Consider the following 25725-nt stretch of genomic DNA (forward strand, 5'->3'; position numbering starts at 1 on the left):
ATTATAACATTTAAATAGTAGCACGAAAAAATCTCATTCACAATAAAATATCAATAAATATAATGATTAATTTAAATTGAAAACCTCTCTGTTTCAACTAATACAATATCTCTAATTAGTTTATTCAGTATATATTTATTATCATCTTCTACATTTGGGACAATCAAAGCCCTAACTTCTTCTTCTGTGACAAATAAGTTACTAAAGTTATACATCAATTGTTTTCTATAAATATAATTATAAACATATGCTTTTCTTATTTGTTCTCGGACAAATTTCCTATGATATATATTATATAATTCTTCAACTTTAAATAATTTTATATTCCCATCAATCTTCTTAAAAATATTTGGAGGTGCTGAAGAATAATCCACCCTAATATTAAAATCATCATTTATACCTAATAGTGCTGATACGTAGTCTATCTCTGTTGCTTCTTCAATTTTTAGCTGTTCAATAATATTGGGTACAATTTTTTCATCTTCATTTTGGATTAGCATTTTACGAAATTTGATATAATCTATAATTCCTTTTTCATAAGGTGTATAATGATTTTCTAAATCAACTGTGAGTGTTCTCTTAAAATCTGAATTACAAACTTTACAAGCTGGAATTAAATTATAAATAGACACTGCAAATATCGGATATTTCCCTTTATCAATGAAGTGATCTAAAGTACCTCTTGTTGATCCACTTTGCGATTCATATAAAAATATAAATTGAGTACCACACAAAGGACAAATATTAATATCTAGTAACGATTGTAACTGATATGCGTTAAATACAGGATCGCTATAAAAGTATTTATATTCAGCATGAAACATTTTCTTAAGTTTATTATGTACCCTTTTCTTAGTAGATTCTGTAGATATTCTATTCAATACCTCTGTGTACTCTTCTTTAATTTCAAATAATGTTTCTAAATCACTTAATACTATTTCTTTAAAATGATCTATTACAAACTTAAATACATCCTTACCTAATTTACTTCTTTCACCACGATAAGCTGCCTCAAGTTTTTTATTAATTCTACCACTTTTATTTACATTTTCTTCTCCAAATATAAATTCCGTATGTCTAGAAATTATTTCTTCTGTCACATTTAACTCAATCAATTCTATCACTTCGATTCTTAATTTTATTTAATTCAGATTCGAGATATTTAATACGGTATTCAATTGAACTATTTGAAGCTAGGACAACTTTTTCATTATAAATTTGTAATAACTTATTTTTTATTAGTGGTTCACCTATTAAATCTATGAACTGTTTATATTTCTCTTTATTAGCGTCTACTTCATTTGGAGTAGCATTTAAAAATTCTTTGATAAAACCATTTATTTTATTCTTAGCAAATTTGCCCATTAATCCATCACTAATAAAAAATGAATTCGTAAACAATTCATTAATATTAGCACCAAAAGTTCTAATACTACCTTCTAAATCATTTTTTGTTAGTGAACTATTAGATAAGAATGTCACGTTGCTATTTGGAAAATCTGATAAAACAAAAGGTGAATGTGTAGTTAAAATTACTTGTACATTTCCTTTGAATAAAATTTCAATTAATCTCAAAAAATAATATAACCAATCTTTTTGCCATTGAGGGTGAAAATATAAGTCGCACTCATCAAGTAATAATAAATAGTTATAGTCTTTTAATTTTTCCGATACTGTGAATTTCTCTACATCATCTTCCATTTCAAAGTATTCTTCATTGAGATCCATTTCATTTAAATTCGATAATAAATCTTCCTCTACTTCGTGTAATGCATTATAGAATCTACCAAAAAGATTCAACAGCCCCAATTGTCCACTACTCATATCAGACCAATGTAAGCTAATTAATCCTTGTGAGTAAAAATTTTCTCTATAATATTTAATGAATTTAGATGTAGCTTCATCATTAATTAAATAATGGGTTTCATTTAAACCTTCATAAATTTTTATCTCTCTGGTTAATTCTAAAAGCTTTGTATATTTCTCACCTATGCTATTTAGCTTTGATTTTATTTCCGATAAATTTTTCACTTGTAAAAGTTTTAATACTTTAAGTATTCCTTTGTAAATGATTTTTATTATATCCCTATCATTTGATCCGTAGAAAAATGCTTCCTCAACCATATCTTCATGTAAATCTGGATACTTTCTCAGAACCTTAGCTACTTCAATACAATAGGTTTTTACGATATCTAAAGTTAGGGTATCAATTAACTCATTATCTGGCTGAAAATTAAAATGCATATTAGCAACATCTTCAAACGAAAAATCATTTATATAGTTCTCAAATTTTTCAGATAGCATGGATAAATTTATATTTTGTTTACCATTTTTTATGTAAATTTTATTCGGTAGTTCTAAAATCTTACCTATTTCTAAAGTATCTAGATACTCATTAGAAAAGAATATTTGATTTGTAGAATCTGCATCTAATACCATTGCAGCATTGTCATATGTAGCTAATAGTTCATTTGTTGTTATATTCATAATACTCGGGAGATCCTTTAATCGAGGATTTCCAAAATCTTTTAATTCGTTTTCAAAAATCTCTATATTTCTATTCTTATTATCGAAATAACGTACATCAAACACATTAGAAAAAAATATAGTCACTAAATTCCCTAATATAGGATCTAGAGATTCATCTTTTAAAGAAACTATATTTGATTCATCTTCAATTCTGACATCAATATTAGTATCTATATAAAGTTTTCCCATATCTTCAAATATAGTAATAAAGCCTTTGTCAAAACTACCTTTTTGTATATATTCAAGAATAAAATCTAATAAAGTGGATTTCCCTGTACCATTCTCTCCAACTATCGCAGACATATGAATATTAATATCACTTTTATCTACCTCAAAAAAATCTTTAACAAAGTGGTTATTAGGTTTAATACTAATTTGCTTTTCATTAAATTCAATAATATACTTACTACCAAAATTAGTTTGAAAGTTTTTTATTTTTTTATATTCCTCTATCCAAACAAATATGAGATTCATAAACAACCTCCAAAATTATCTATTTTAAATAGATTATCATGATAAAGTGTTTGCTACAAAAAAATTTCAAACTAGCTTATATATATACCATATGCTAGATAGCACTTTATACACCTCCCCCTTATGCTCCTTCTTCAAATCGTCTACTAAACGATGGTTTTATATACAATTTTACAGTCTATTTTTTCAATTTGTTCAAAATTTACTTTTTGCAATTATTTAGTTGGAAATGTTTTAAAATGTTATTAGAAAATAACAACAAATAGGGCTAAAATGTAGATTTAACAACTCTTATAGCCCTATTCCGATACCCCCCCCTAACTCCTTGTTAATGGTAGGTACTTTTTTATTAAAATTAAAAGTTCGGTATCCGAGTAAGATTTTATATTTAACTGCATCCGGTTATTAATCAATGTAATTAATTGTTGGATAGCAGGTATTATAAATTCGAAATTATTACTATATTTTTCACAAATAATTAGTTCTTGATTTTCGTGATATTGTAATTCAGGTAATCCTTTTTCGCGTATTCTTATAAATAATGACATACCTATAGTTTTACGGTGTTCATGTAACAAGTCATTTTTAGTTTGGTCTCTTTTTACTTGTTTTCTTTTTTTGTGATAATTACCATCAAATTCAATGCCTATAAGTAAGGAACTTTCTAATAAATCTATTTCAATACGATGTCCATTTTCCCACGTTACATTAAGATACTTCTTATCAAAATCACCAACAATTTCATTTAATTATACAAAAAGTTTTATTATGCTCATTTTTTTATAAAAAAATACATTTTCGGTCAATTATTTTTTACACTTTTTTTAATTAACAGTGTTAATTGAATTTCATAATTGAAATGTGAGCCATATCGCAATCAAAACATTAGACCATTCTGGTGGACAAGATTATCGAGACAGCAAGTTTACTGGTAGGCTTTACACAGATTCTTTGCGGACATAATTCACGTTTAAAAGGCATAGTATAAATGTTTCTTAATATACATTTTACTAGGCCTAAATCACACATATTTAAGAACATTAAAATTAATATTTCAATTCAAACCGTATTGAGAAAATTCGAAAATCAAGCTATAATTCGGTGTGAAGAGATTATAAATAAGACTGTTTAGTGGTGGTACACCAAGCATTCTTAGCAACAAGCAGAATCGATTCAAAGGCGATTAGCGAGTAAAAAGTAAAAAAGTAAACCACTACTCAGCTTTGGGGGCGAGGGCGGTTTATTTTTTTAGTAAAAGCAAATAACAATGTAATTCCAGATACGGTAAGTGTTGAAAAACGTATAGCCATATCATTTCTTCGCCCTTACCAACAGCTTACTTCTCACGATTCTACAATACTCTGTCCGAACGAGTAATACGCATGTAAATTGAAGTGGGAAAGCGATAGGCAGTATGTAATCATAAAAAAAGCTTACCGATCTTATATGACCAATAAGCATGAGATGAATTCAAATGGATAAATTTGTTTTTAAAGTTAATTCTCGATTCATCTGAGAGCCATTTAGTCAACAATCTCAAATTGCATCGTTTCAAAATTTAGCTCCATTGGAATGTAATTCGATACGATTATCATTAATGGGAATGCCAGCGTCACTGTATAAGCATATACGTGTATAAATTGTAGCGGATCAACCTGTGCATATGTTACCATCACCCAATGAGCGAGCACATACGGAACATAGAAAACGATAAAAAAGTAAGCTAGGCATCTGGCGGTTTGTTGCATACTCGAATAAAAGCCTGATGCAATATATAATAACATGTCTCTTGTTTCTTCTTTCATAATACAATCGCCTCCATAATATCTAATGTTTCTTCCATTGTATTATAAAAATAGTGTACTGCGATATTCTCTAATACACCATAAGACATGTTTTTAATTGTTTAGAAAGTAACTTTATACTATAGCATAAACAGCAGCATACACCCTTCGAGTTTATTCATGTATTAGATCTCCCCTACTCATTTTGAGCAAAAAAAGAGATGCAAAATATGCATCTACTCTATTTTTCGCCAATCAATGATCTCAATCGTTGCATTTGAAAACTGATTGTACAAGATTAACCAATTGCCAGCGATATTTAGTTGAATCATTATTTCACCGTTAATATTTTCTCGAAATACAAGAACAATAATAGAGAGTTCTTTATTTTCGGAACGCTCTATTACCCCAGCCTTCACCATGTAGTCATTAAAATGGCATTCTACGTATTGTTTTTCATCTAGCTGAGCGTCAAGTAGCGTTCGAATCGTCTGAGCTACATGCTTGTACAGGTTATGTGTATTGAAATCGTCTTGTAATGCTACTGCTAAATCGTGCTTAATTTGCTGTGCTTGCAAAGAATCGCTCCTTTCATAGTGTGTTCGTATCGTCAATCTACATGCTTTGAATCGCGATATTCAATTGGTAGGTAAATAAACTAGATTGTCGAATAAATTAAACGTTCTCCACAGGACAAATACGAAAAGAGGTTTTTTAATCTTTTTATTTTACCTGGGGTACAGACAAAAAACGAGAAAATTGTACATATATTTACTACCGACCGACATTAGAAAAAATAAAATACAGAAAATCCATTGGAACAAACGTTCTTTTTTTGATATATTAAAAGTGCTTTATAGGCGATTAGCGAGGAAAGTAAATCATTATTCAGCTTTGGGTGCGAGGGCGGTTTACTTTTTTTAGTGAAAGTGACTACGGATGTTCTATCATCTGTAGTTTTTTTGCTTATTTTAAATCGAAGTCATGAGTGCTGCGGTTTTTCTGTGTTTATTTTTTGAATGGATTAATTGCAAAATGTCCTCAAATGTCGCTTTGAATTAATTTAAATACACACAAAGAACTTTTTAAGTAATTTCTAATTTTTAAGCTTACTAAATGAGCTATTTTCGTTCAAGCAGAGCAATCGCCTTATCAATTTTCTTAATCGTGTTATCAAATCCAAAAGTAGTTACTTTGGTGTGAGGCTGTGTAGATTTTCTTTTTATAGTACGTTTCAAGCCCATGTTTGACCCTCCTGTATAGCTTTTTCATTAAAATTCTCCTTTAAGACAAGGTTGGTTCAATTTTAACATTAAATAACGCTCTGAGATGCTCCGAAAAATCATTTTAAAGAATCATATAATAACACATTTTACTAGGGCTAAATCATACATTATTGAGAGCAGTATAATTAATAAATCAATTCAAAGTATATTGAGTAAATTCAAAAATCACGCTATAATCCGGTGTGAAGAGATTATAAATAAGACTGTTTAGTGGTGGTACACCAAACAATCTTAGCAATAAGCAGAATCGATCCAAAGACGATTCGCGAATAAAAAGTAAAAAATTAAACCACTACTCAACTTTGGGGGCGAGGGCGGTTTATTTTTTTTATAAAAGCAAATGACAATGCAATTACAGATACGATAAGTGTTGAAAATCGTATAGCTATCATCATTGCTTCGCCCTTACTATACACCTCACGATTCTACAATACTAATGTCCCAACAATGGGTAAAATTTTAATAAAAGGAGTTATTACAATGAACAAAATCGAAGCTTTTTGGCAAAATTATTGTGAAATAGAAGGTTTGGAAAACATTCGTTATACGGAAACACTACAATTTGGAGAGAAAGCAAATTTGCTTACAAGTTTAGTAATGAATGAAATAAAAATAGCAACATGCTTAAGCTATCCATTATATGAAATTGAGGGGAATCCACTACCTAAAATGGGCGATTATCAAATTGCATTGAACAATCACAATGAGCCAGTTGCAATTTTAAAATCCTATGCCATCGATATTTATCCGTTTAACGAGGTACCATTAGACTTTGCACTAGCGGGAGGCGAAGGTACATATGAGGAATGGAAGGAAGTACATGTGGCATTCTTTAGCCGCATTTTGCCTCAGTATAACTTGGAGTTTACGGAAGATATGCTGACAGTTTGTACTCGGTTTGAGAAGGTTTATCCAAAATAATTAAAACATGCACCACCTAATCCAGTCCAATCCCGTTCCAAAAGTATCTGGGAACGTTATTTAAATACTATGAAGCACTCAATAATTCCAAACGAATGTGTAGCAAAAATTTTACAACTAACTAACCAGAGTACTTATTTTTAGTAATCGGATAATGGTAAATTTCAATATCTGAATCAATGAAACCTCTCCGTTTCGCTCCACGTAGTGTGTGATACATATTCTCTCTACCAACAGGGTTGTCCGTATGAATATATATTTTGTTTGCCCGTAATCCTTTTTCACAAATATATTTTACTAAGTCATAACCTGTTGGCAATAGATTACCTTGTAGATCCTCTCCTAAATCATGATCAAGAGAAAGCATATCTACTTCGTGATTTTCAAGTAAGTGAATTGCTTCTTGAAACGTTCTTGCCACAACAAAACCACTCGGACAATCTCTTAAATCATCCACATAGAGATTTATTTTTTGTGTACCCAAAATAATCCCCCCTTTATGCATCGTTTGTTTCAATTGTGTAGTGTAATAAAATAATTTGCAAATATTCAACCACTAATTACAAATAGCCTTTTTACTATCGTCATTATTTAAACACTAAATGCTCCCAAAACAAAGGTAGTTTATTTATTGGGAAACCATTTTTTATAAGCTATACTAACAATATAGTTAATCGCAGCATTAACTGTATCCCTAGTTTCCCTGTATGGTTCTAGGAGGCATTTTAATGAAAGACCCTATTAAATCATATACAAAAAAAGATGGCAAGACCTACTACATGTTTAAGCTTTATTTAGGAATAGATAGCCAAACAGGCAAACAAATTCACGTTACTAGACGAGGCTTTCTAACAAAAAAAGAGGCTAGTCTCACTTTAGCTCAATTAAGAGTCGAAGTTAGTAAAGGGGAATATAAGAAGCCTATAACTGAAACATACGAGGATCTATATAATGTTTGGATTCAACACTACGAAAGAACGGTCGAAGAAAGCACCTTTGTCAAAACACTAGGAATTTTCAGGAACCATATTCTCCCTGCATTAGGTCACTACCGAATTGAGAAATTGAGTGTAGCAATCTGCCAAGGCTTTGTTGATGACTGTTCCTTGAAACTAAAAAGATTTCGAATGGTTAAAACTTACGCTTCTAAAGTAATTGATTTCGCTATTAAGCGTGAGTACATCAGTTCAAATCCATTCAAGCTAGTGGATCTACCTAAAATCAAAGCTTCTGCTGTATTAGATACCGAGGTCAACTACTATTCAAAAGAGCAGCTAATTGATTTTCTTCAATGCTTAAAGCAGTATGGTAACGCTCAAATAACCGCATTTTTCTACCTGCTTGCTTTTTCAGGTATTCGTAAAGGTGAGGCACTTGCATTAACCTGGGCGGATTTAAATTTCGATACAAAGGAACTGCTCATTACAAAAGCTCTTTCAAGAGGTAAAAATAACAAGCTTTATATCAAATCAACGAAAACCGATACGATACGCCAGCTTTTAATTGATGATGAAACATGCAGCATCTTATCTGAATGGAAAAAGATCCAGCAAGTTAAATTTTCAAAAGCGAATGACAAAAGCCAATTAATGTTTACAAACGAACAAAACAGCTTATTGCAACAAACGGTTCCTAGAAAATGGCTCATGAAAATCATCGACAATTACAGCTTGCCCTATACGCATGTTCACTCATTTCGTCATGTGCATTGCTCTTTACTTTTTGAAGCAGGTGCAAGTGTCAAAGAAGTACAAGAACGATTAGGTCACACAGATGTGCAAACAACGCTCAACATATATACGCACCTATCAAAGCGTGCAAAAAACGATACAATTAATAAGTTTGTGACGTACTTAAACTCATAAACTTGACCCAAAAATGACCAGTTTTTTAGCCAGTTTCTGCTGAAAAGCCCAGAAAACTCAGTACAACAAAAATAGAAAAAACCCTTGATATACAAGGGTTTTGACCACTCTAGACAACTCTAGAAAATTCAATTATGGAGACGGCGGGAGTCGAACCCGCGTCCAAAGACTCCAATACTTCAGCTTCTACGCGTGTAGTTTGCCTATTTAGGATTCACGTAACATTATGCCGACAAACAGGCGTCCTGTACGCTAACCTGGAAATCTCTTGTCGATGACTCAGGTGGTACCATCGACCGTATCCCACTAAAGTTGGGCCCCACGTTCTCTACATGGGCGATAGAGAGGCAGAGCGCTTACGAGCTTACGCTGCGAAAGCTAAGTTTTGTTGTTTGCCAGTTATTATATAACTGTCGTTGATGACGGAGCCGAGCCCTCCGACGCGCGACTAAAGCTTGAACCATCCCTGTCGAATCCGTAACGTCCCCTTGATATATGAATCAAAGCGGTTGGGCTTCGTTCAAACAAAGAGCTAGAATTGCTTCTAGTACGGTGGGAGCTTAAAGTACGCTTCCATGAAATCTGGCAATCAGTAATACATATTATAAAACAAAACTAGCGATAGTTCAAGTATCCCGCTATTGTATAAAAAATTGGCTTAAATACCTAGGATATCCGCTAGATTGGGCTTTCTATCCATCACTTTTGTTGTTCTATCCACCACATTTCAATCTCTCTCCGTCACTTTCGCCGTTCTATCCGCCTCGCCCAGCATCAACACCTAAAAAAGCTCACCAACAACAAGGTGAGCTTTCTCGAAATCTATTAATATTGATTTTTTGATTTGAAGGTACGTTCCATTTCGCGTTTGGCTTCTTTTTTGCGCATGTCGTTACGTTTATCGTAGTCTTTTTTTCCTTTGCCGACGCCGATTAAAAGCTTGGCATAGCCGTCTTTGATGTACATTTTCAATGGAACAATTGTGTAGCCGTCACGCTTTACGGCACCGACTAGCTCGCCGATTTGCTTTTTATGGAGCAGCAGCTTGCGGGCGCGTAGTGGGTCGTGATTGAAACGGTTGCCTTGATCGAAGGGGCTGACATGCATGTTGCTAATCCATGCTTCGCCATTGGTGATTCGGACATAGGAGTCCTTTAGTTGGGCCTTGCCTGCACGGATGGATTTGATTTCTGTGCCGGTTAGGACCATGCCTGCTTCGATTGTTTCCTCAATAAAGTAATCATGTCCAGCTTTTTTGTTTTGTGCTAATACTTTTCCAGAACCTTTTGCCATATTCTTCACCCTCTACTTAAAGGTTGAGCATTAGCGAAAGCATCCTTACTTAGGACACTTTCGCTAATGCTTATTTACGTTTTGATTTTTTCTTTTTGTTTTTCTTTGCAATGCCCTCATAGAACTTTTGCTTTTGTTTCACGCGTTTTTTAGGACCTGGGCTTGAGTCTTCTTTGCGGCGACCACGCGGGTCACGATCGCTTTCACGACGTTCACCTTGCTTGGCGCTACGACTTCCACGGTCATCCTCTTGGCGACCGCCTCTACGGTTGCCACCGCGTCCGCCTTTTTCTTCGTCGCTGCGTGTGCTTCGTTGACTGCGTCCACCCTTGTTATCACTATAATTTTTACGTGCATGGATGACAGTAGGAGCTGCTTTACGTGTTCGTCCATATGAAGTTACCATTCCAACGATTTCAAAGTCAATGGATGACTCCTCAATAATGACATTGGCAACACGGACTGTCACTTCATCACCAATACGGAATTGACGATTTGTTCGTTCACCAATCATAATCATTTGACGATCATCGAAGCGGTAGTAATCATCTGTCATATTACTGATGTGAACAAGTCCTTCGATTGTGTTTGGCAGCTCCACGAAAATACCGAAGTTTGTAATGGATGAAACGATCCCTTCGAATTCCTCGCCAATTTTATCAGACATGTACTGTGCTTTTTTCAGAGCGTCCGTATCACGTTCTGCATCAACAGCACGACGTTCACGCTCAGAAGTATGGTCAGCAATTTCATCCATTGCCATACTCCACTGTGCAATCGTTTCTCTAGAAGTATCCTTATTAATTATATACGTACGAATTAAACGATGTACGATTAAGTCTGGATAACGACGAATTGGTGATGTGAAGTGTGTATAGAAATCCGTTGATAAGCCAAAGTGACCAAGGCTTTCAGGATAATATTTTGCCTGTTGCATCGAGCGTAGTAGCATTGTTGAAATAACGGGCTCCTCTGGCATACCATCAATGGCTTTTAAAACATCTTGCAGTGCCTTGGGATGCACTGTATTACCAGTACCTTTAATTAAAATACCGAAGTTCGTAACAAATTCAAAGAAGCGTTGGAGCTTTTCAGGCTTTGGATCTTCGTGAATACGGTATAGGAACGGTACATTCATCCAGTGGAAGTGCTCTGCAACTGTTTCATTGGCAGCAAGCATGAAATCCTCAATTAGCTTCTCCGCTACTGTACGTTCACGTAATTCAATATCAACTGGCCAGCCTTCGTCATCGACAAGGACTTTTGATTCTTTAAAGTCAAAGTCAATCGCTCCTCGTGTTTCACGTTTACGACGTAAAATACCTGATAGCTCAGCCATATTTTTAAACATTGGCACAAGTGGCTCGTAGCGTTCGATTAGTGCCTCATCCTGCTCCTCTAAAATCATGTAAACGTCCTTATATGTCATACGCTCTGTTGTTTTAATGACACTTTGGAAAATTTCGTGTGAAATGACATTACCATTCCCATCAATAATCATTTCACAGGATAATGTTAGACGGTCAACCTGTGGATTTAATGAACAAATACCATTTGATAGACGATGTGGAATCATAGGGATTACACGGTCTGTTAAATAAACACTTGTTGCACGGTCATAAGCTTCGATGTCAATGACAGAGCCTTGCGTAACATAATAACTAACGTCTGCAATATGTACGCCAAGCTTGTAAGTACCATCTACATTTTTCGTTACGGTTACCGCATCATCCAAGTCTTTTGCATCTGCACCATCAATGGTTACGATCGTTTCATGTCGCAAATCACGACGACCTACTAAATCTGCCTCTGTAATTTCATCTGGTACGCGTTGAGCAGCTGCGATGACTTCGTCTGGGAATTCAGGTGGAATGTCGTGCTTATATAAGATCGATAAAATATCCACACCTGGATCATTTTTATGCCCTAAAATTTTGGTAATATAGCCTGTTGCGGATTTTAAATCCTCGGGCCATGTCGCAACCTCAACAACAACCTTATGACCGTCAACAGCTCCTAATGTGTCTCCCTTTGCGATAAAGATATCCATCGGTAGTTTTTTATCGTCTAAGACAACAAAGCCAAAGCCTCGATTAGCCTGGAATGTGCCGACAAAGCTTGTTTGACCGCGCTCGACGACCTTTGTGACAGTCCCTTCTCGTCGGTCCCCAAATGATTCTTTTAAGACACGAATTAAAACGATGTCTCCATTAATCGCACCATTAATTTCATGCGGTGGAATGAATACATCATCCATGCCCTCGACATCAGGTGTCACAAAACCGAAGCCCTTCGCATGTCCGATAAATTTACCCCTTAGCAAATTCATACGCTCTGGTAGGCCATAACGATTGGAGCGAGAACGCACAACTAAGCCTTGCCCTTCCATACGGACAAGGGTTTTGACAAGCTCCTTGAACTCCTCAGCATCCTCAAAACCGAATTCATCCTCGATTTCACCGACAGTTAATGGTTTATAATCATCTTTGCTGAAAAAATCGAGTAAACGACTTTGTAGTGTATCTTTTTGGTCTTTCATACATATTCCCTCCTTCATGAGAAAATCCTATTTATAATTATTGTGCCCAATTTAGGCTTTCTAAAAAGCGATAAATATCTTCATGTAATTGATCTTTTTCTTGATCCAATGTAATAACATGTTTTGAGTTTTCATACCACTTGATATGCTTTTCAAGTGACTCAGTTTGATTATATATAATGTTGGCAGATTCTGTCTCTATTACTTCATCATTTGTAGCTTGTATGACAAAAATAGGCGCATAAATCATGTCAATTTCTTGTCGTGTACGGGCAATAAATTCACGTAGCTCTTGTAGAGATGGCATCCCTTTTTCAGCAATGAGTGCTACTTCTGCTTCAATTTGCTCATCTTGTTTTCCTAAAAACTTTTTATAATCCCTTGCATATTTCAAGACACCCTCAAACATAATGTCTGTTGTACGCATTGTCATAGGGGCGCACATTGTGACAATTCCTTTAACAGGATTATTTAATGCCACGTTTAGTGCCATCACACCGCCTAATGAAAGACCAGCGACAGCAATTTCTTGATAGCCAGCATCCTGTAACTGTTTGTAGGCGGCAACGACATCCTGCCACCAGTCTGCTGGACCTGTTGTGATTAGTTCTTCTGGTTCCACACCGTGACCTTTATAGTGAGGTGCCAAAGTAGTATACCCTTTTTTCTCTAAAAATCTACCAAGCATTCGTACATCTGCAGAGCTACCAGTAAAGCCGTGTAATAATAATACGGCACGTGGTCCTGCTTGAAAGAAAAATGGCTGTGATAATGATTTGTTCATTGTAAGCACTCCTTCATCCTAAAACACTCATCCATACTATACCCATTATAGCCATCTCGATTATGTCTAGCGAATAACAAGCTGGATCGCAAATTACAATTCAATTTTTGCTATGGAGAGAGAATTTACCATTTAGTTTTGATAAAAGAAAACGCCCAACCAATTTGGTTAGGCGATATATCTTCAACTATTAGATTTTTGTAATAGCAACTGCTAAAATGAAAAATAGTATAGCTAACACAATTGTTGCACGGTGAAGGATTAAATCCATACCACGTGCTTTTTGCTTTCCAAATAGTTGCTCAGCTCCACCCGAGATGGCACCTGATAAGCCTGCACTTTTACTAGATTGAAGTAATACCACAACGATCAACGCTAATGATACGATAACTAATGAAACTAATACTACTGTATGCATTCACTGCACCTCCCGAACTTTGAAACATCACAACACCTTTTAGTATAACAAAAAGTGGATTATGTGACAACTTTCATGATGAAATCATTTACAAGCTCTATTGAAAATTTACTAGAATCTTGAATTTTATCAATTTCCTCGTATGATTAGGGCTAGCGTTCATTCTAGAAAAATTCTTCCTGAGGTCGCAGTTAGTATACATGCTCTTGTGGTACTGCATTCAACGTGGTGACTATCAGCTATGATGGTTGGACTTTCTTGACAGTAAATAGTGCTATTACCATCAATATGGCACAGCAGGCAAATAGACTAATTAAAAAAATCCCACCTACCAAATAACCCCAATATTCCACAAGTGAACCAAAAACCGGTGGAATTAAAAATACACCTATGGATGCCACCATTATACTAAACCCACTTGCAAAGCCACTCATAGATTTTTCTACACTTTCAACAGCTAGCGTCATCCATATACCATTAAAGCCCGCAAGAGAAAAACCTATAATTGCTATACACATCACTATAAAAAAGGTGGAATAGGTAAAATACATAAGGATTATCCCATTTGCGCTTAGTATAGTAATGATTAATAATACAGCCCATCGATTTTTATTAAAAAATTTATCACTAATAATCCCCCACAACACTCGCCCGCTTGCCCCACTAATTTCAGCAATAGCCAAGCATATGCCAGCACTATAAATAGGCCAGTCCTTTATTTCATACAAAAATAATATAATGTAGGTGTTAAATGTCATTTGAATACCCATTAAGATGAATGCAGAGCTATTCGTAAAAAAGAGCCATTTTGAATGAAGGAAAATGCGTAACTGCTGACGTAAAGGCAATTTAGTAGCTATCTCAGTTTGTGAATCTTCTTTTGTTTTTAATACAAAAGGCATTATGAAACTAAACATTAATAATACTACTGCCGCTACAGACAATGTATAACGCCAACCAATGAAAGCTACTAATGGAATCAGGACAACAATCGAGCCTGCTGAACCTAGTGTAATAGACATCTGTTTTAACCCCATTAGCAATGAAACTTGATTTACTGGAAGTATGTTCATAAGGAAACGATTTGTAACAGGATGCATTCCTCCATAACCCATCCCTGCTAGTACAACAAATACTAAGGCCAACGTATAATTGTCTATCCAAGCAAAGCTTAAAAAGCCTGTTCCAACAATAATCATCAAACAAACCATTATTTTACGGGTACTCAATCGATCTGCTAAATAGCCAACTAGCAATGTTGCTATAAATTGACCAATAAAAAGAGCAGTTGGAAGAAATCCTAACTGCCCTTTATTCAATGATAAGTCTACACTAATATAGAACATTAGAGGACTAATGCTTCTCCCAACAAAGGCAGTTAAAAATTGAGCAATGATGATCCACATTGCAATACGTTTCATCTGTTGCATAATCCATCAAAACCACCTTTTACGCTCGATGAGCTAATTCATTTCCACCTAATACAGTGGTCGATTTTTTCAAGTGTGTTGTGATTAGCCTACTTTAACTATTACTATTAAAGTTGTGGTTGGTTTCCGCTACGGGATGCTCGTTTTCAGGGCAAGCAGAAGTCGTGCATCCTCCTCCACAAATAACTAAAAAAATGTAGTATCATATATTAATTGACTATAAAAGCAACCATAAGATAGCCTAATATTCTCCTAATTAACGTACCTGCTACTCCCTACATCCCCAACCATCTTGGTACGAATAATACAAGGTCTGGAATATATGTTAGGAATAGTAGCACGATAAAGGAAATAACAATAAAAGGAAAAACACTCTTTACTAGCGTTTCAAACTTCACTTTTGCCATCGATGATACGATGAAAAGTCCTGTCCCTACTGGCGGTGTTAATAAGCCTAACGTTAAGTTAATACAAATGATGACTCCAAAATGCACCGGGTCAATATTAAATGCTATTACGAGTGGCATCATGACAGGTACTAGAATAATTAATGCGGCAATTCCATCTAGTATCATGCCGATTAGTAACAATGCTAAATTCACTAATAATAAGAATACCCATGGACTTTCTGTAATGTTTAACATATTTTCTACTAACAATTGTGGAATTCGTTCAAAGGCAATCATCCATCCAAAAATATTGGCCATAATAATTAAATATGTTACTGTAGCTGTATTTGTCACCGTATTGATTAGCATTTTAGGGAGCTTTTTGATATTTAACTCTCTATAGACAAATAAACCGACAATTACTGCTAGTAAACAAGCGATAGCAGCAGATTCTGTTGCTGTAAATACACCTGTTAGAATACCTACAACAATTGTAATGGGTATTAATAGTGCTGGGATTACTTTTAATGACTTGCTTCGAATATCTGCCCACGAAGCCCGTTCACTTTTCGGGAATTGTTGTTTATAGCCCATATAAGAAATAACTAAAATAAAAACAAGACCATAAATAATCCCTGGGAGAATCCCAGCCATAAATAGAGCGCCAACAGATGTACTTGATAACGTACCGTAAATAATGAAAATCATACTTGGTGGAATAATAGGTGCGATAATAGAAGATGCTAATGTTATAGACGCTGCGAATTCACGTTTATAGCCTTCCTTCTCCATTTGCGGTACCATTACTTTACTCATCATTGCAGCTTGCGCATTTGCTGAACCTAGAATCGATGCTAAAAACATATTAGCAATAACTGTCACATAGGCCAGCCCTCCCCTAAAATGCCCAAAAAGGACACGAGCAAATTGAACAAGCCTCGTTGTAATACCGCCCTCATTCATAATTTCACCCATTAACATGAATAACGGAATCGCTAATAGGCCAAAATTTTCAAGCCCTGAATACATACGTAATGGTGTAGAATCTAATAATGTCACCTGACCATTTAAGATGAAATAAATAACTGTCGTAATACCAAGCACCATTGAGATGGGAATACCAATGATAAGTAAAAGAAAGAAAATAACGAGTACAATATAAGTCATGTATTTTCTCCTTCTCTATTTTTAAGTGTGTCAATTAAATGTGAAAGAAGATGAATTGCTGCAAAAATTAATCCTATAAATACTGCACTATAAGGAATCCACATTGGTAATTGTAAGGAGCTCGATTTTTGTAGCAACATGGCAGGATTCATCATCCATTTGTAAGCGTAATAGATTAATATAAATAAGAACGCAATCATCATGCAATCCTGAACAATTTTAAAAATCCTTTTACTACGCTTAGATACAGCATCATATAAAAATGTAACTGAAGCCTGAGTACCATATTTCAGACCCCAGCTTCCTCCAATAAACGAAGTCCATATTAATAAGAAAATCGAAACTTCACCAGCCCAAGGGATGGGATCTTTAAAGAAATAACGAAAAATAACCGCAAATATCATTAAGATAGCAAGCGCAGCCATTAAAATGATCATCAGTAGTTCTTCGATTTTAGTAATAACTTGACTAATTTTCGCCATCTAGCCATTCCCCCATTTACTTACGGAATTCATTAATAAACTGTTTAATTAAAGCAGATTTTGCACTATACTCGGCGTCAAATGCTTCGATTTGCTCTTTAAATACATCTGCCCCTAACTCATAAACAGTCACTCCTTGACTGGCAAGTTCTTTTTTGAATTCTTCTTCTTGTCCAGTTCGTGTTTCTACTGCATAAGCTATTGTTGCTTGTAAGGAATCAATAATGATTTTTTGAGCATTTTCAGATAATCCATCAAACATTCCCTCATTTGCTACGACAATTGATGGCCATACCATGTGATTTGTTACAGCTACATATTTGGCTACTTCGGAGTATTTATTTGTGATTGTCGCATCTAAGTCCATATCCATTCCGTCAATAACGCCTGTTTGTAATGCTGAATATACTTCTGGTAATGGTAATCCTTCTGGTGCAGCTCCCGCATCTTTATAAAATTTTTGGAGCGGCGGACTTGGTGTTACTCGCATTTTTAAACCTGCTAAATCCGAAGCCTTTTTAACTTCTTTTGATTTCAATACCATCGTACGTTGACCAGCGAATAGATAATCTAACCCTTTTAAGCCCGTTCCTTTTATTTCTCCTAAAATCTCACGTGCAATATCAGTATGACTTGCATCTGAAGCTTCTTGTAAATTTTCAAACATGTATGGTGCGAACCACGCGGCCATCTCAGGTGTACGCGTACTTAAAAAAGCGGCTGTAATAAAAGCAAAGTCTATCGAGCCTGCCTCTACTTGTTGTGCCATATCCGCTTCAGTCCCTAATTGACTTGCAGGGTAAATTTCAAGCTCCATTTTGCCATCTGAGCGTGCCTTTAATTCTTCATTAAATTTTTCAGCAGCTTTATGCCACATATGATCTGTTGATGTAATATGGGCAAGCTTAAATTTCTTCTTTGGAATATCTTCATCCGAACTAGTTGCTGACACAGCTGATTTATTGTCCGTCTTTGCATCTGTTTCATTTGTTGTGTTTGAGTTACCACAAGCTGCCAAAACGAATAAAAGTGCGAATAAACAACTAACTAGCTTAAACTTTAGCGGTTTTTTTATCATAAAATATCCCCTCTATTTTTGATTTAATATGTTGCATTGGTTATGGCTCCGCCTTCGTCTTTCCACTAATTCCCCAATGAACGGGTGGCACTTCTATTAAAATAACTCTTACACTATCAATTGGAACTCGTGCCGTTTGAACAATGGTAGTTGTAACTTCCTGTATAATTTTTTTCTTTTGCTCCACAGACCGTCCTTCTAATAACTGAATTTGAACAATTGGCATATTTAGTCCCCGCTACTTCACAACTAATGTTAGCTTGCCAAGTGTCCCATAGTCTGCTTCTATTTCATCACCAGCTTTTACTGGAATTGCATCTGTTATGCCACCTGTTAAAACGAGTTGACCAGGCAAAATACCTCTACCTTCTTTTGCTAACATCGCTAATAATTCAATGACCGAATAAATGGGATGACCAAGTACCGCAGCTCCTGTACCATGTAGTTTCTCTTCTCCATTTTGTTTCAAAATGACTTCTATAGAAGCCCAATCACATGTATAAGGTGAAAATGCTTGCGCACTCAGCCAAATTTTCGATGAAGAAGCATTATCAGCTATTACATCAGGTAAAGTAAATGAAAAGTTTTTATAGCGACTGTCAATGACTTCAAGTGCTAGAAATACGTTTTCAATCGCATCCCATACTTCTAATGGTGTTAAATCCGCACCTTGTAGCTCTTTTTTAAAAACAAAGGCTACCTCTGCTTCCACACGTGGATGAATATATTCAGCAGCTATAATTTCATTTGTCCTAAGATTCATTTGTGAGGTTAAACGCCCATAAATTGGGGAATCCACCCCTACTTGTTGCTGTTTAGCAATACTCGTTAGGCCCATTTTCCAACCGATAAACCGATTGTCAGCTGTCATCGTTTTTTCCATACTAATTTTTTGAATCTCATAGGCTTCTTCTACTGTCAAATTTGGTTTTGAGTTAGTAATCTTTTCAACTGCCTCTTTTGTTGCTTGTGCTTCCGCCACCCGCTCAGCATATTCAAATAAAGACACTATGCACTCCCCACTTTCTGTTGTGCAATTTTTTGTGCTACTTCAATGATCGTATCCTCTTGTCCACCTACAACATTTAATTTGCCTAACTCTACTAAAATATCTCTAGCATCAACACCCACTTTTTCAGCAGCTATATTGGCATGACGTAAAAAGCTCGAATATACGCCTGCATAGCCCATTACTAAACTACCTGTCGTAATATCTTGTGGATGTGGCAAAATATTGGCACGAACATAGTCAGCCAAATCGAGTATTTGGTATAAATCTATGCCTGTTTCAATACCCATGCGATTTAATACAGCGACCAATACCTCAGTTTGTGTATTGCCTGCACCTGCACCTAAACAACAAATACTGCCATCGATACGTGTAGCACCTTCTTGAATCGCTACAAGTGTATTGGCAACAGCCAGAGACAAATTATTATGCGCATGAAAACCAATCTCAATGTTTAAATGAGCACGTAATAAACGAATACGATTCTGTACATCAGCCGGTAGCATAGCTCCTGCTGAGTCCGTAACATACACGGCATCAGCCCCATATGATTCCATTAACAACGCCTGCTCTAATACTTTTTCAGGTGATGCAGAATGTGACATCATTAAAAACCCAAATGCCTCCATCCCTAGTGCTTTTGCTGTTTCAATATGTTGCTTTGATACATCTGCCTCCGTTACATGTGTAGCAACACGAACAACTCGAGCACCTGCCTCATAAGCCTCTTTCAAATGATGTATTGTGCCAATTCCAGGAATAAGCAAAACCGTTATTTTAGAATCTCCAGCAACTTCTGCTGCCGCTCTAATTAACGCAATATCATGCTCTTTAGAAAAACCATATTGAAGGGACGAGCCTCCTAAACCATCTCCATGCGTGACTTCAATATACGGTACACCGGCTTCACTTAATTGCTTCGTTACATAACGAACTTGCTCAGAAGAAAATTGATGGGCAACCACATGGCTACCATCACGAAGTGCAACCTCTGTTAAATAGATTTGACTCATCGCACTTCCACCTCCCTAACGCTCATTGTTTTTGCCATTTCTTCAGCCACCTTCAATCCAGCGGCCGTCATAATATCCAAATTTCCAGCATAGATTGGTAAATAATCTCCCAATCCCTCTACTTCAATAAATACGGTAACTTTCTTTCCATCTACAATCGGATCTAGCTTCAAGCGATAACCTGGTACATATTCATTTACTTTTGCGACCATATTTTTTACGGATTTAATAATCTCTTCCGTATTCGCTTCTTCTTCAAGGAGACATAACACCGTATCACGCATCAATAAAGGTGGCTCTGCTGGGTTTAAAATAATAATTGCCTTTCCTTTTTTTGCACCGCCAATCAGCTCAATTGCATTGGATGTTGTTTCTGTAAATTCATCGATATTAGCTCGTGTTCCTGGACCTGCACTTTTCGAAGCAATTGTTGCAACAATTTCAGCGTAATCAACACTTTGTACACGGCTAATGGCGTAGATGATTGGTATCGTCGCCTGACCTCCACACGTAATCATGTTTACAACAGGCTTTTCCATATGCTCTGTCAAATTCACCGTCGGTACAACAAATGGACCTACAGCGGCTGGCGTTAAATCTATTAGTCTTTTGTTTAAACCTTGTAAAGCTTTCACATGAGCAATATGTGCCTTTGCTGATGTTGCATCAAATAAAATATCCGCCAAATGTGGTTGCTCTAGAAATCCTTCAATCCCATTGGAAATCGTCTGAAAACCTGCCTCTTGTGCACGTCTTAAGCCATCTGATTCAGGATCAATGCCAATAAGTACTGACATCTCTAAGTACGGAGATCTTTGAATTTTCATCATTAAATCCGTACCAATATTACCTGAACCAATAATGCCCACTTTCATTTTTGTCATGGTAGCTTCCTCCCTTTACACAAACTCTAGTTCGACTGTACCTAATAGTTCACCGAAGTCGGCTGTGAACTTATCACCTTGTTCAGCATCCAATGCTGCCGATAAAGCACCTGATAATATAACTTCTCCTGCTTCAACACCAATATCGAAATCTGCTAGACGGTTTACAAGCCAAGCGACACAACTTGCTGGATTGCCTAAAACATCTTCTCCCTTTCCTTCATTCATAAACGCTCCATTTTTATAAAGCTGCATTTCGATTGCTGGTAAGTCAACATTGAAGACCTCACGTTTCACTTGACCTAGTACGTATTTTGCAGAGGAAGCATTATCTGCAATGGTATCGAGCAATTTTATTTGCCAATTGGCAATGCGACTATCTACGATTTCAAGACTAGCTACAATATAATCTGTTGCTTCAAGTACCTCCTTAACAGTGACATTAGGTCCCTTTAAAGGAGACTTCAGTACAAACGCAATTTCGCCTTCGACTTTCGGCTTTAAATAACTTGATCGCTCGGTTTTTCCTTCTGTAATTTCCATATTCGATAAAAGATGCCCATAATCTGGTTCATCCACGTTTAATAGATTTTGCATTGCTAAAGATGTCAAACCAATTTTTTTACCTGTAATTTTATGGCCGTTCAGTAACTTCCTATTAATGATTTCAAGTTGAATGGAGTAAGCATCTTTCAATGAAATATCTTTAGCTGATTGAGTAATCGGCTCAATGCCAATGCGTGTTCTTTCTGCTTCTAATAATTTGTTAGACCATTCAATTAGATTCACTACCATGCTTTCCCCCCAAGTTATAATTTAATTGTTACGTTTGAGACCTCGCAGTAGAATTCAAAGCTGTGTGCGCCACCTTCACGTCCGATTCCGCTGTGTTTCATCCCACCAAATGGTGTTCGAAGATCTCTTAAATACCATGTATTTACCCAAACGATACCTGATTCAATTTGACCTGCAACACGATGTGCACGTCTTAAATCATTTGTCCAAATAGTTGCACCTAAGCCGTAATTTGTATCATTTGCACGGGAAATCACGTCATCTTCTGTATCAAAAGGTAATACTGTAACAACTGGGCCAAAAATTTCTTCGCGTACACAACGGTCCCGATCCGTTAAACCTGTAATAATTGTTGGCTCAATATAGTAGCCTTTATCGATAGTAGCTGGGCGACCACCGCCTGTAAGAATATTGCCACCCTCTTCTCTGGCAATTTGAATGTAACCCATTACTTTTTCATAATGCTCTTTCCCTACGACAGAGCCGATATCTGTCGTTGCATCAAATGGATCTCCAATTTTTAATTCTTTTGTACGAGCTACAAATTTCTCCACAAATTCTTTATAAATATCACGTTCTACATATATACGAGAACCACAGAGACACACTTGCCCTTGGTTTGTAAAGCTTGATTTTAGCGTTGTTGCAAGAACTTCATCTAGGTCCGAATCTTTAAAAATAATAGTAGGATTTTTGCCCCCTAATTCAAATGAAACTTTTTTCAATGTAGGGGCAGCAGCCTTCATAATAGTAGTGCCTGTTTTAGTTTCCCCTGTAAATGTAATAGCATCTACATCAGGGTGTTCTGATAGAAAAGCACCTGCTGAATTCCCACCAAAACCGTGAACTAAATTTACAACACCATCTGGTATCCCCGCTTCTTGACATAATTCAACCAAGCGAGTAGCTGTCATTGGTGTAAGCTCCGCCGGTTTCATGACAGCAGTACTACCTGCTGCTAAGCAAGGGGCTAATTTCCAAGTTAAAAGTAGTAATGGTAAATTCCAAGGATTAATCATAGCCACGACACCTACTGGTCGTGTCACTGAATAATGAAGTGCCATATTGTCTTGGTTATAAGATTCATTGCCAAGTGAAGTAACGTAATCCGCAAAGAAGTGGAAATTATGTGCTGCACGTTTAATATCCATTTCTATCGCTAAATGATACGGTTTGCCTGTATCTATCGTTTCTAAAGCAGCAAGTTCTTCAACATTTTCTAAAATGAGGTCGCCAATACGTCGTAACAGTAGAGAGCGCTCTTTGACAGTGAATTTTCCCCACGGTCCTTTCAAAGCAGCTTTTGCAGATTGTACTGCTGCATCGACTTCTTCCCTAGTCGCTTCTGCTACCCATCCAATGACTTCTTCTGTAGCAGGATTTATATTTTCAAACACTTTCCCATCTATAGCGTCAATGAATTCACCGTTTATGAAATTACGACAATTAATACTTTTCGTTTTAAACGTTGCATGTTGCATCACTTTTCACTCCCTCAATTATGGAGCGACTTTAAGAAAAAGAGTGTTTTACCTTTTTCTTAAAGTCGCTTTTTGATTATTCTGAAATTTCAACAACCATTTCTATTTCAATGGCTGTATTATTAGGAAGTTGGGCCATCCCAACTGCTGAACGGGCATGTTTTCCTCGTTCTCCAAAAACATCCACTAATAAATCTGATGCACCATTCATAACTTTTGGCTGTTGTGTAAAATCAGGCGTAGAATTGACCATTCCTAAAATTTTTACAATACGCTTCACCTTCGATAAATCACCTAATTCAGATTTCAATACAGATAACAGGTTAATCATCGATTGGCGACAAGCTGCATAGCCATCATTTACTGTTAAATCTTCACCTAATTTGCCATGATACTGATCGACACCTTGACCTGATGTAAAAATTAAATTACCTGTTCGTACACAACCAACGTAATTTCCAACTGCTTCCCTTGGCTCAGCAAGTTCTATTCCAAGCTCTTGCAAGCGTTCTTCAGGCGTTTTCACTTGATTTACCATTTAGAACCCTGCTCCTTTCTACATTTAAAAATGACATAGCGTTTTCACCTAGAATGGCTTTACGTACTTCTTCTGATAAGTCCAAGGTTTCATCTATGATTTTTCCAGGGTTAATTTCTCTTAGTAAAAATGGATAGTCTGATCCCATCATAATTTTCTCATGGCCAAAACGTTCAATTAAGTAATGTAGATTTTGTGATTCATATACTAATGAATCAAAGTAAAAATTTTTCGTGTAGTGGCTTGGAGGATATTTTGTACGTCTAAGGCTTGGCCAAACATCCCAACCTTGGTCTAGACGTGGAAGAATATAAGGGAATGATCCGCCACCATGGGCAAAACAAACCTTTAAATTCGGACACTTTTCCATTACACCACTCCACACCAAGCTCGCTGCCGCTAAAGCTGTTTCACTCGGCATGCCAATTGTATATAAAAAGTTATGTCTTGGTGTTCTCTCTTGTGCTAAGGTTTCCCAAGGATGAATAAAGAGCGGCATTTCATATTGTTCTGCCGCTTCAAAAAATGGCAGTAAATACTCGCTGTCCAAATTTTCTCCATTGATATTAGTGCCAATTTCAATTCCGGCTAGACCTATTTCTTTGCACCGTTTTAACTCCACAACAGCCGCTTTTGCATCTTGCAACGGTACAGTTCCTAGGCCGATAAAACGATCTGGATGTGCTTTAACAACATCTGCAATAAAGTTATTTTGGAATTGTGCAAGCTCTACCGCTTGTTCAATAGGTGCCCAATAAGAAAATGTGACAGGTACGGGTGAAATAACCTGCATATCTACACCCTCATGATCCATATCCTCAATGCGTTTTTTTGTGTCCCACACTTGATTGGTCACTTCCCTAAATACTTCACCACTTACCATAATATCCGCTCCACAAGAACATTTTTGCTCTAAGACAGGCCACTTATCATTATCATACTTATTAGCAAAATTCGGTAAATCTCTCGGATAAATATGTGTATGAAAATCGATTCTCATTGCCATTCACTTACAGTCTCAGGCATTACATGTCCACAACTATCACATTGACGTAAATCTTTAGAAGCGTTGAAGTAATCAATACCATCTGAAATTTGTTTCCCAATGTTTGTTACTTGTACGCGTAGACGATACAATTCATGGTCACATTCACTGCATAGCCATACTAAATCCTCTAACTCGCCTTCTTTACGTTTTCTCTCCACGACAATTCCATATGTGTCTGCAACGCGGTGTGGTGAATGAGGGACGTTTGCTGGTAGCATAAACATTTCGCCTTCCTTCACTTCAATTACTTCACGTTTACCTTCATCATTAATAACCTCTACAAAACAAGAACCTTTAATTTGATAGAATAGTTCATCTGATGGGTCAACATGGAATTCACGACGAGCATTTGGACCACCAAGCAACATAATTAAAAACTCAGAGTCTTCCCATAGCACTTTATTATTCACTGGCGGTTTTAGTAAATGCTTGTTCTCCTCAATGATTTTAAAAATGTTTTGAGAACGGGCTTGTAATTTACTTACTTGCGTTGAATTGGACATAATTGAATTCCTCCT

The 25725-nt window shown here is 36.1% G+C and carries 25 protein-coding genes and 1 other RNA gene; 2 read left to right on the plus strand and 24 right to left on the minus strand.

What is annotated here, in order from left to right:
• Nucleotides 1-71: 71 nt before the first annotated feature.
• The 5 genes from MKY46_RS18955 to MKY46_RS18975 all read right to left on the minus strand — a co-directional run bounded on the left by MKY46_RS18955 (nucleotide 72) and on the right by MKY46_RS18975 (nucleotide 6031).
• On the minus strand, nucleotides 72-1115 hold the full coding sequence (locus MKY46_RS18955; protein WP_340835124.1) for a hypothetical protein: 1044 nt from the start codon (nucleotides 1113-1115) through the stop codon (nucleotides 72-74).
• Nucleotides 1108-3003 carry an AAA family ATPase gene (locus MKY46_RS18960; RefSeq protein ID WP_340835126.1) on the minus strand — a complete coding sequence of 632 codons (1896 nt, stop codon included), beginning with the start codon at nucleotides 3001-3003 and terminating at the stop codon, nucleotides 1108-1110. The genes MKY46_RS18955 and MKY46_RS18960 overlap by 8 nt, the downstream gene beginning before the upstream one ends.
• Before the next feature lie 1523 nt (nucleotides 3004-4526).
• Nucleotides 4527-4808: a hypothetical protein gene (locus tag MKY46_RS18965; RefSeq protein WP_340835128.1), complete on the minus strand. Its 282-nt coding sequence runs from the start codon at nucleotides 4806-4808 to the stop codon at nucleotides 4527-4529.
• A 215-nt stretch (nucleotides 4809-5023) separates the two neighbouring features.
• The gene (locus tag MKY46_RS18970; RefSeq protein ID WP_340835130.1) at nucleotides 5024-5365 is read right to left on the minus strand and encodes a hypothetical protein; all 342 of its coding nucleotides are present in this window, start codon (nucleotides 5363-5365) and stop codon (nucleotides 5024-5026) included.
• A 543-nt stretch (nucleotides 5366-5908) separates the two neighbouring features.
• The gene (locus MKY46_RS18975) at nucleotides 5909-6031 is read right to left on the minus strand and encodes a hypothetical protein (protein WP_340835132.1); all 123 of its coding nucleotides are present in this window, start codon (nucleotides 6029-6031) and stop codon (nucleotides 5909-5911) included.
• Between the two features lie 522 nt (nucleotides 6032-6553).
• On the opposite strand from MKY46_RS18975, the gene MKY46_RS18980 reads away from it, so the two are divergent.
• A complete protein-coding gene (locus MKY46_RS18980) occupies nucleotides 6554-6994 on the plus strand; it encodes an ASCH domain-containing protein (RefSeq protein WP_340835133.1) in 441 nt (146 codons plus the stop codon).
• A 121-nt stretch (nucleotides 6995-7115) separates the two neighbouring features.
• On the opposite strand, the gene MKY46_RS18985 is transcribed toward MKY46_RS18980, so the two are convergent.
• Complete coding sequence (locus MKY46_RS18985) at nucleotides 7116-7499, minus strand: cyclic-phosphate processing receiver domain-containing protein (protein ID WP_036221140.1); 384 nt, start codon at nucleotides 7497-7499, stop codon at nucleotides 7116-7118.
• 223 nt (nucleotides 7500-7722) lie between these two features.
• Between MKY46_RS18985 and MKY46_RS18990 the strand changes: the two genes are divergently transcribed.
• Complete coding sequence (locus tag MKY46_RS18990; RefSeq protein WP_340835135.1) at nucleotides 7723-8859, plus strand: site-specific integrase; 1137 nt, start codon at nucleotides 7723-7725, stop codon at nucleotides 8857-8859.
• Nucleotides 8860-8991: 132 nt separating this feature from the next.
• Here the strand turns inward: MKY46_RS18990 and ssrA are convergent.
• The 18 genes from ssrA to MKY46_RS19080 all read right to left on the minus strand — a co-directional run bounded on the left by ssrA (nucleotide 8992) and on the right by MKY46_RS19080 (nucleotide 25710).
• Nucleotides 8992-9347: a transfer-messenger RNA gene (gene ssrA / locus MKY46_RS18995) on the minus strand.
• A gap of 337 nt (nucleotides 9348-9684) precedes the next feature.
• Complete coding sequence (gene smpB / locus MKY46_RS19000) at nucleotides 9685-10152, minus strand: SsrA-binding protein SmpB (protein ID WP_025116583.1); 468 nt, start codon at nucleotides 10150-10152, stop codon at nucleotides 9685-9687.
• Nucleotides 10153-10222: 70 nt separating this feature from the next.
• Nucleotides 10223-12691 carry a ribonuclease R gene (gene rnr / locus MKY46_RS19005; protein ID WP_340835138.1) on the minus strand — a complete coding sequence of 823 codons (2469 nt, stop codon included), beginning with the start codon at nucleotides 12689-12691 and terminating at the stop codon, nucleotides 10223-10225.
• A gap of 37 nt (nucleotides 12692-12728) precedes the next feature.
• A complete protein-coding gene (locus tag MKY46_RS19010) occupies nucleotides 12729-13475 on the minus strand; it encodes an alpha/beta hydrolase (protein ID WP_036116758.1) in 747 nt (248 codons plus the stop codon).
• 190 nt (nucleotides 13476-13665) lie between these two features.
• Nucleotides 13666-13893: a preprotein translocase subunit SecG gene (secG, locus tag MKY46_RS19015; protein ID WP_036116760.1), complete on the minus strand. Its 228-nt coding sequence runs from the start codon at nucleotides 13891-13893 to the stop codon at nucleotides 13666-13668.
• A gap of 239 nt (nucleotides 13894-14132) precedes the next feature.
• Nucleotides 14133-15323, minus strand: a complete 1191-nt coding sequence (locus MKY46_RS19020) for an MFS transporter (RefSeq protein ID WP_036116762.1) — start codon at nucleotides 15321-15323, stop codon at nucleotides 14133-14135.
• A 275-nt stretch (nucleotides 15324-15598) separates the two neighbouring features.
• On the minus strand, nucleotides 15599-16879 hold the full coding sequence (locus MKY46_RS19025; protein ID WP_036116764.1) for a TRAP transporter large permease: 1281 nt from the start codon (nucleotides 16877-16879) through the stop codon (nucleotides 15599-15601).
• Nucleotides 16876-17361, minus strand: a complete 486-nt coding sequence (locus MKY46_RS19030) for a TRAP transporter small permease (RefSeq protein ID WP_036116766.1) — start codon at nucleotides 17359-17361, stop codon at nucleotides 16876-16878. The genes MKY46_RS19025 and MKY46_RS19030 overlap by 4 nt, the downstream gene beginning before the upstream one ends.
• 16 nt (nucleotides 17362-17377) lie before the next feature.
• Nucleotides 17378-18439 carry a TRAP transporter substrate-binding protein gene (locus tag MKY46_RS19035; protein WP_080716999.1) on the minus strand — a complete coding sequence of 354 codons (1062 nt, stop codon included), beginning with the start codon at nucleotides 18437-18439 and terminating at the stop codon, nucleotides 17378-17380.
• A 40-nt stretch (nucleotides 18440-18479) separates the two neighbouring features.
• Nucleotides 18480-18665 (minus strand): 2-hydroxymuconate tautomerase, encoded by a 186-nt coding sequence (locus MKY46_RS19040; RefSeq protein ID WP_036116769.1) that lies wholly within the window; start codon nucleotides 18663-18665, stop codon nucleotides 18480-18482.
• Between the two features lie 12 nt (nucleotides 18666-18677).
• Nucleotides 18678-19448: a 2-keto-4-pentenoate hydratase gene (locus MKY46_RS19045; RefSeq protein ID WP_051891551.1), complete on the minus strand. Its 771-nt coding sequence runs from the start codon at nucleotides 19446-19448 to the stop codon at nucleotides 18678-18680.
• A complete protein-coding gene (dmpG, locus tag MKY46_RS19050) occupies nucleotides 19448-20461 on the minus strand; it encodes a 4-hydroxy-2-oxovalerate aldolase (RefSeq protein ID WP_036116773.1) in 1014 nt (337 codons plus the stop codon). The genes MKY46_RS19045 and dmpG overlap by 1 nt, the downstream gene beginning before the upstream one ends.
• The gene (locus tag MKY46_RS19055; RefSeq protein WP_036116775.1) at nucleotides 20458-21345 is read right to left on the minus strand and encodes an acetaldehyde dehydrogenase (acetylating); all 888 of its coding nucleotides are present in this window, start codon (nucleotides 21343-21345) and stop codon (nucleotides 20458-20460) included. Before MKY46_RS19055 ends, dmpG begins: the two co-directional genes overlap by 4 nt.
• A gap of 15 nt (nucleotides 21346-21360) precedes the next feature.
• Entirely contained in the window at nucleotides 21361-22140 is a 780-nt protein-coding gene (locus MKY46_RS19060) for a 2-keto-4-pentenoate hydratase (RefSeq protein ID WP_036116776.1), read from the minus strand.
• A 14-nt stretch (nucleotides 22141-22154) separates the two neighbouring features.
• The gene (locus MKY46_RS19065; protein WP_340835148.1) at nucleotides 22155-23621 is read right to left on the minus strand and encodes an aldehyde dehydrogenase; all 1467 of its coding nucleotides are present in this window, start codon (nucleotides 23619-23621) and stop codon (nucleotides 22155-22157) included.
• A gap of 76 nt (nucleotides 23622-23697) precedes the next feature.
• Nucleotides 23698-24159 carry a RidA family protein gene (locus MKY46_RS19070; protein ID WP_036121150.1) on the minus strand — a complete coding sequence of 154 codons (462 nt, stop codon included), beginning with the start codon at nucleotides 24157-24159 and terminating at the stop codon, nucleotides 23698-23700.
• Nucleotides 24134-25165, minus strand: a complete 1032-nt coding sequence (locus MKY46_RS19075; RefSeq protein ID WP_340835151.1) for an amidohydrolase family protein — start codon at nucleotides 25163-25165, stop codon at nucleotides 24134-24136. Before MKY46_RS19075 ends, MKY46_RS19070 begins: the two co-directional genes overlap by 26 nt.
• On the minus strand, nucleotides 25156-25710 hold the full coding sequence (locus MKY46_RS19080; protein WP_036121155.1) for a 3-hydroxyanthranilate 3,4-dioxygenase: 555 nt from the start codon (nucleotides 25708-25710) through the stop codon (nucleotides 25156-25158). Before MKY46_RS19080 ends, MKY46_RS19075 begins: the two co-directional genes overlap by 10 nt.
• Nucleotides 25711-25725: the final 15 nt, after the last annotated feature.

The organism is Lysinibacillus sp. FSL M8-0355, assembly GCF_038008985.1.
In the GTDB taxonomy this organism is placed as follows: domain Bacteria; phylum Bacillota; class Bacilli; order Bacillales_A; family Planococcaceae; genus Lysinibacillus; species Lysinibacillus fusiformis_D.

Coding starts and splice junctions, on each gene's coding strand:
- MKY46_RS18960 (WP_340835126.1), bottom strand. CDS start 3,003: ATGAATCTCATATTTGTTTGGATAGAGGAATATAAAAAAATAAAAAAC.
- MKY46_RS18965 (WP_340835128.1), bottom strand. CDS start 4,808: ATGAAAGAAGAAACAAGAGACATGTTATTATATATTGCATCAGGCTTT.
- MKY46_RS18975 (WP_340835132.1), bottom strand. CDS start 6,031: ATGGGCTTGAAACGTACTATAAAAAGAAAATCTACACAGCCTCACACC.
- MKY46_RS18980 (WP_340835133.1), top strand. CDS start 6,554: ATGAACAAAATCGAAGCTTTTTGGCAAAATTATTGTGAAATAGAAGGT.
- MKY46_RS18985 (WP_036221140.1), bottom strand. CDS start 7,499: ATGCATAAAGGGGGGATTATTTTGGGTACACAAAAAATAAATCTCTAT.
- MKY46_RS18990 (WP_340835135.1), top strand. CDS start 7,723: ATGAAAGACCCTATTAAATCATATACAAAAAAAGATGGCAAGACCTAC.
- smpB (WP_025116583.1), bottom strand. CDS start 10,152: ATGGCAAAAGGTTCTGGAAAAGTATTAGCACAAAACAAAAAAGCTGGA.
- rnr (WP_340835138.1), bottom strand. CDS start 12,691: ATGAAAGACCAAAAAGATACACTACAAAGTCGTTTACTCGATTTTTTC.
- MKY46_RS19010 (WP_036116758.1), bottom strand. CDS start 13,475: ATGAACAAATCATTATCACAGCCATTTTTCTTTCAAGCAGGACCACGT.
- secG (WP_036116760.1), bottom strand. CDS start 13,893: ATGCATACAGTAGTATTAGTTTCATTAGTTATCGTATCATTAGCGTTG.
- MKY46_RS19020 (WP_036116762.1), bottom strand. CDS start 15,323: ATGCAACAGATGAAACGTATTGCAATGTGGATCATCATTGCTCAATTT.
- MKY46_RS19025 (WP_036116764.1), bottom strand. CDS start 16,879: ATGACTTATATTGTACTCGTTATTTTCTTTCTTTTACTTATCATTGGT.
- MKY46_RS19030 (WP_036116766.1), bottom strand. CDS start 17,361: ATGGCGAAAATTAGTCAAGTTATTACTAAAATCGAAGAACTACTGATG.
- MKY46_RS19035 (WP_080716999.1), bottom strand. CDS start 18,439: ATGATAAAAAAACCGCTAAAGTTTAAGCTAGTTAGTTGTTTATTCGCA.
- MKY46_RS19040 (WP_036116769.1), bottom strand. CDS start 18,665: ATGCCAATTGTTCAAATTCAGTTATTAGAAGGACGGTCTGTGGAGCAA.
- dmpG (WP_036116773.1), bottom strand. CDS start 20,461: ATGAGTCAAATCTATTTAACAGAGGTTGCACTTCGTGATGGTAGCCAT.
- MKY46_RS19055 (WP_036116775.1), bottom strand. CDS start 21,345: ATGACAAAAATGAAAGTGGGCATTATTGGTTCAGGTAATATTGGTACG.
- MKY46_RS19060 (WP_036116776.1), bottom strand. CDS start 22,140: ATGGTAGTGAATCTAATTGAATGGTCTAACAAATTATTAGAAGCAGAA.
- MKY46_RS19065 (WP_340835148.1), bottom strand. CDS start 23,621: ATGCAACATGCAACGTTTAAAACGAAAAGTATTAATTGTCGTAATTTC.
- MKY46_RS19070 (WP_036121150.1), bottom strand. CDS start 24,159: ATGGTAAATCAAGTGAAAACGCCTGAAGAACGCTTGCAAGAGCTTGGA.
- MKY46_RS19075 (WP_340835151.1), bottom strand. CDS start 25,165: ATGGCAATGAGAATCGATTTTCATACACATATTTATCCGAGAGATTTA.
- MKY46_RS19080 (WP_036121155.1), bottom strand. CDS start 25,710: ATGTCCAATTCAACGCAAGTAAGTAAATTACAAGCCCGTTCTCAAAAC.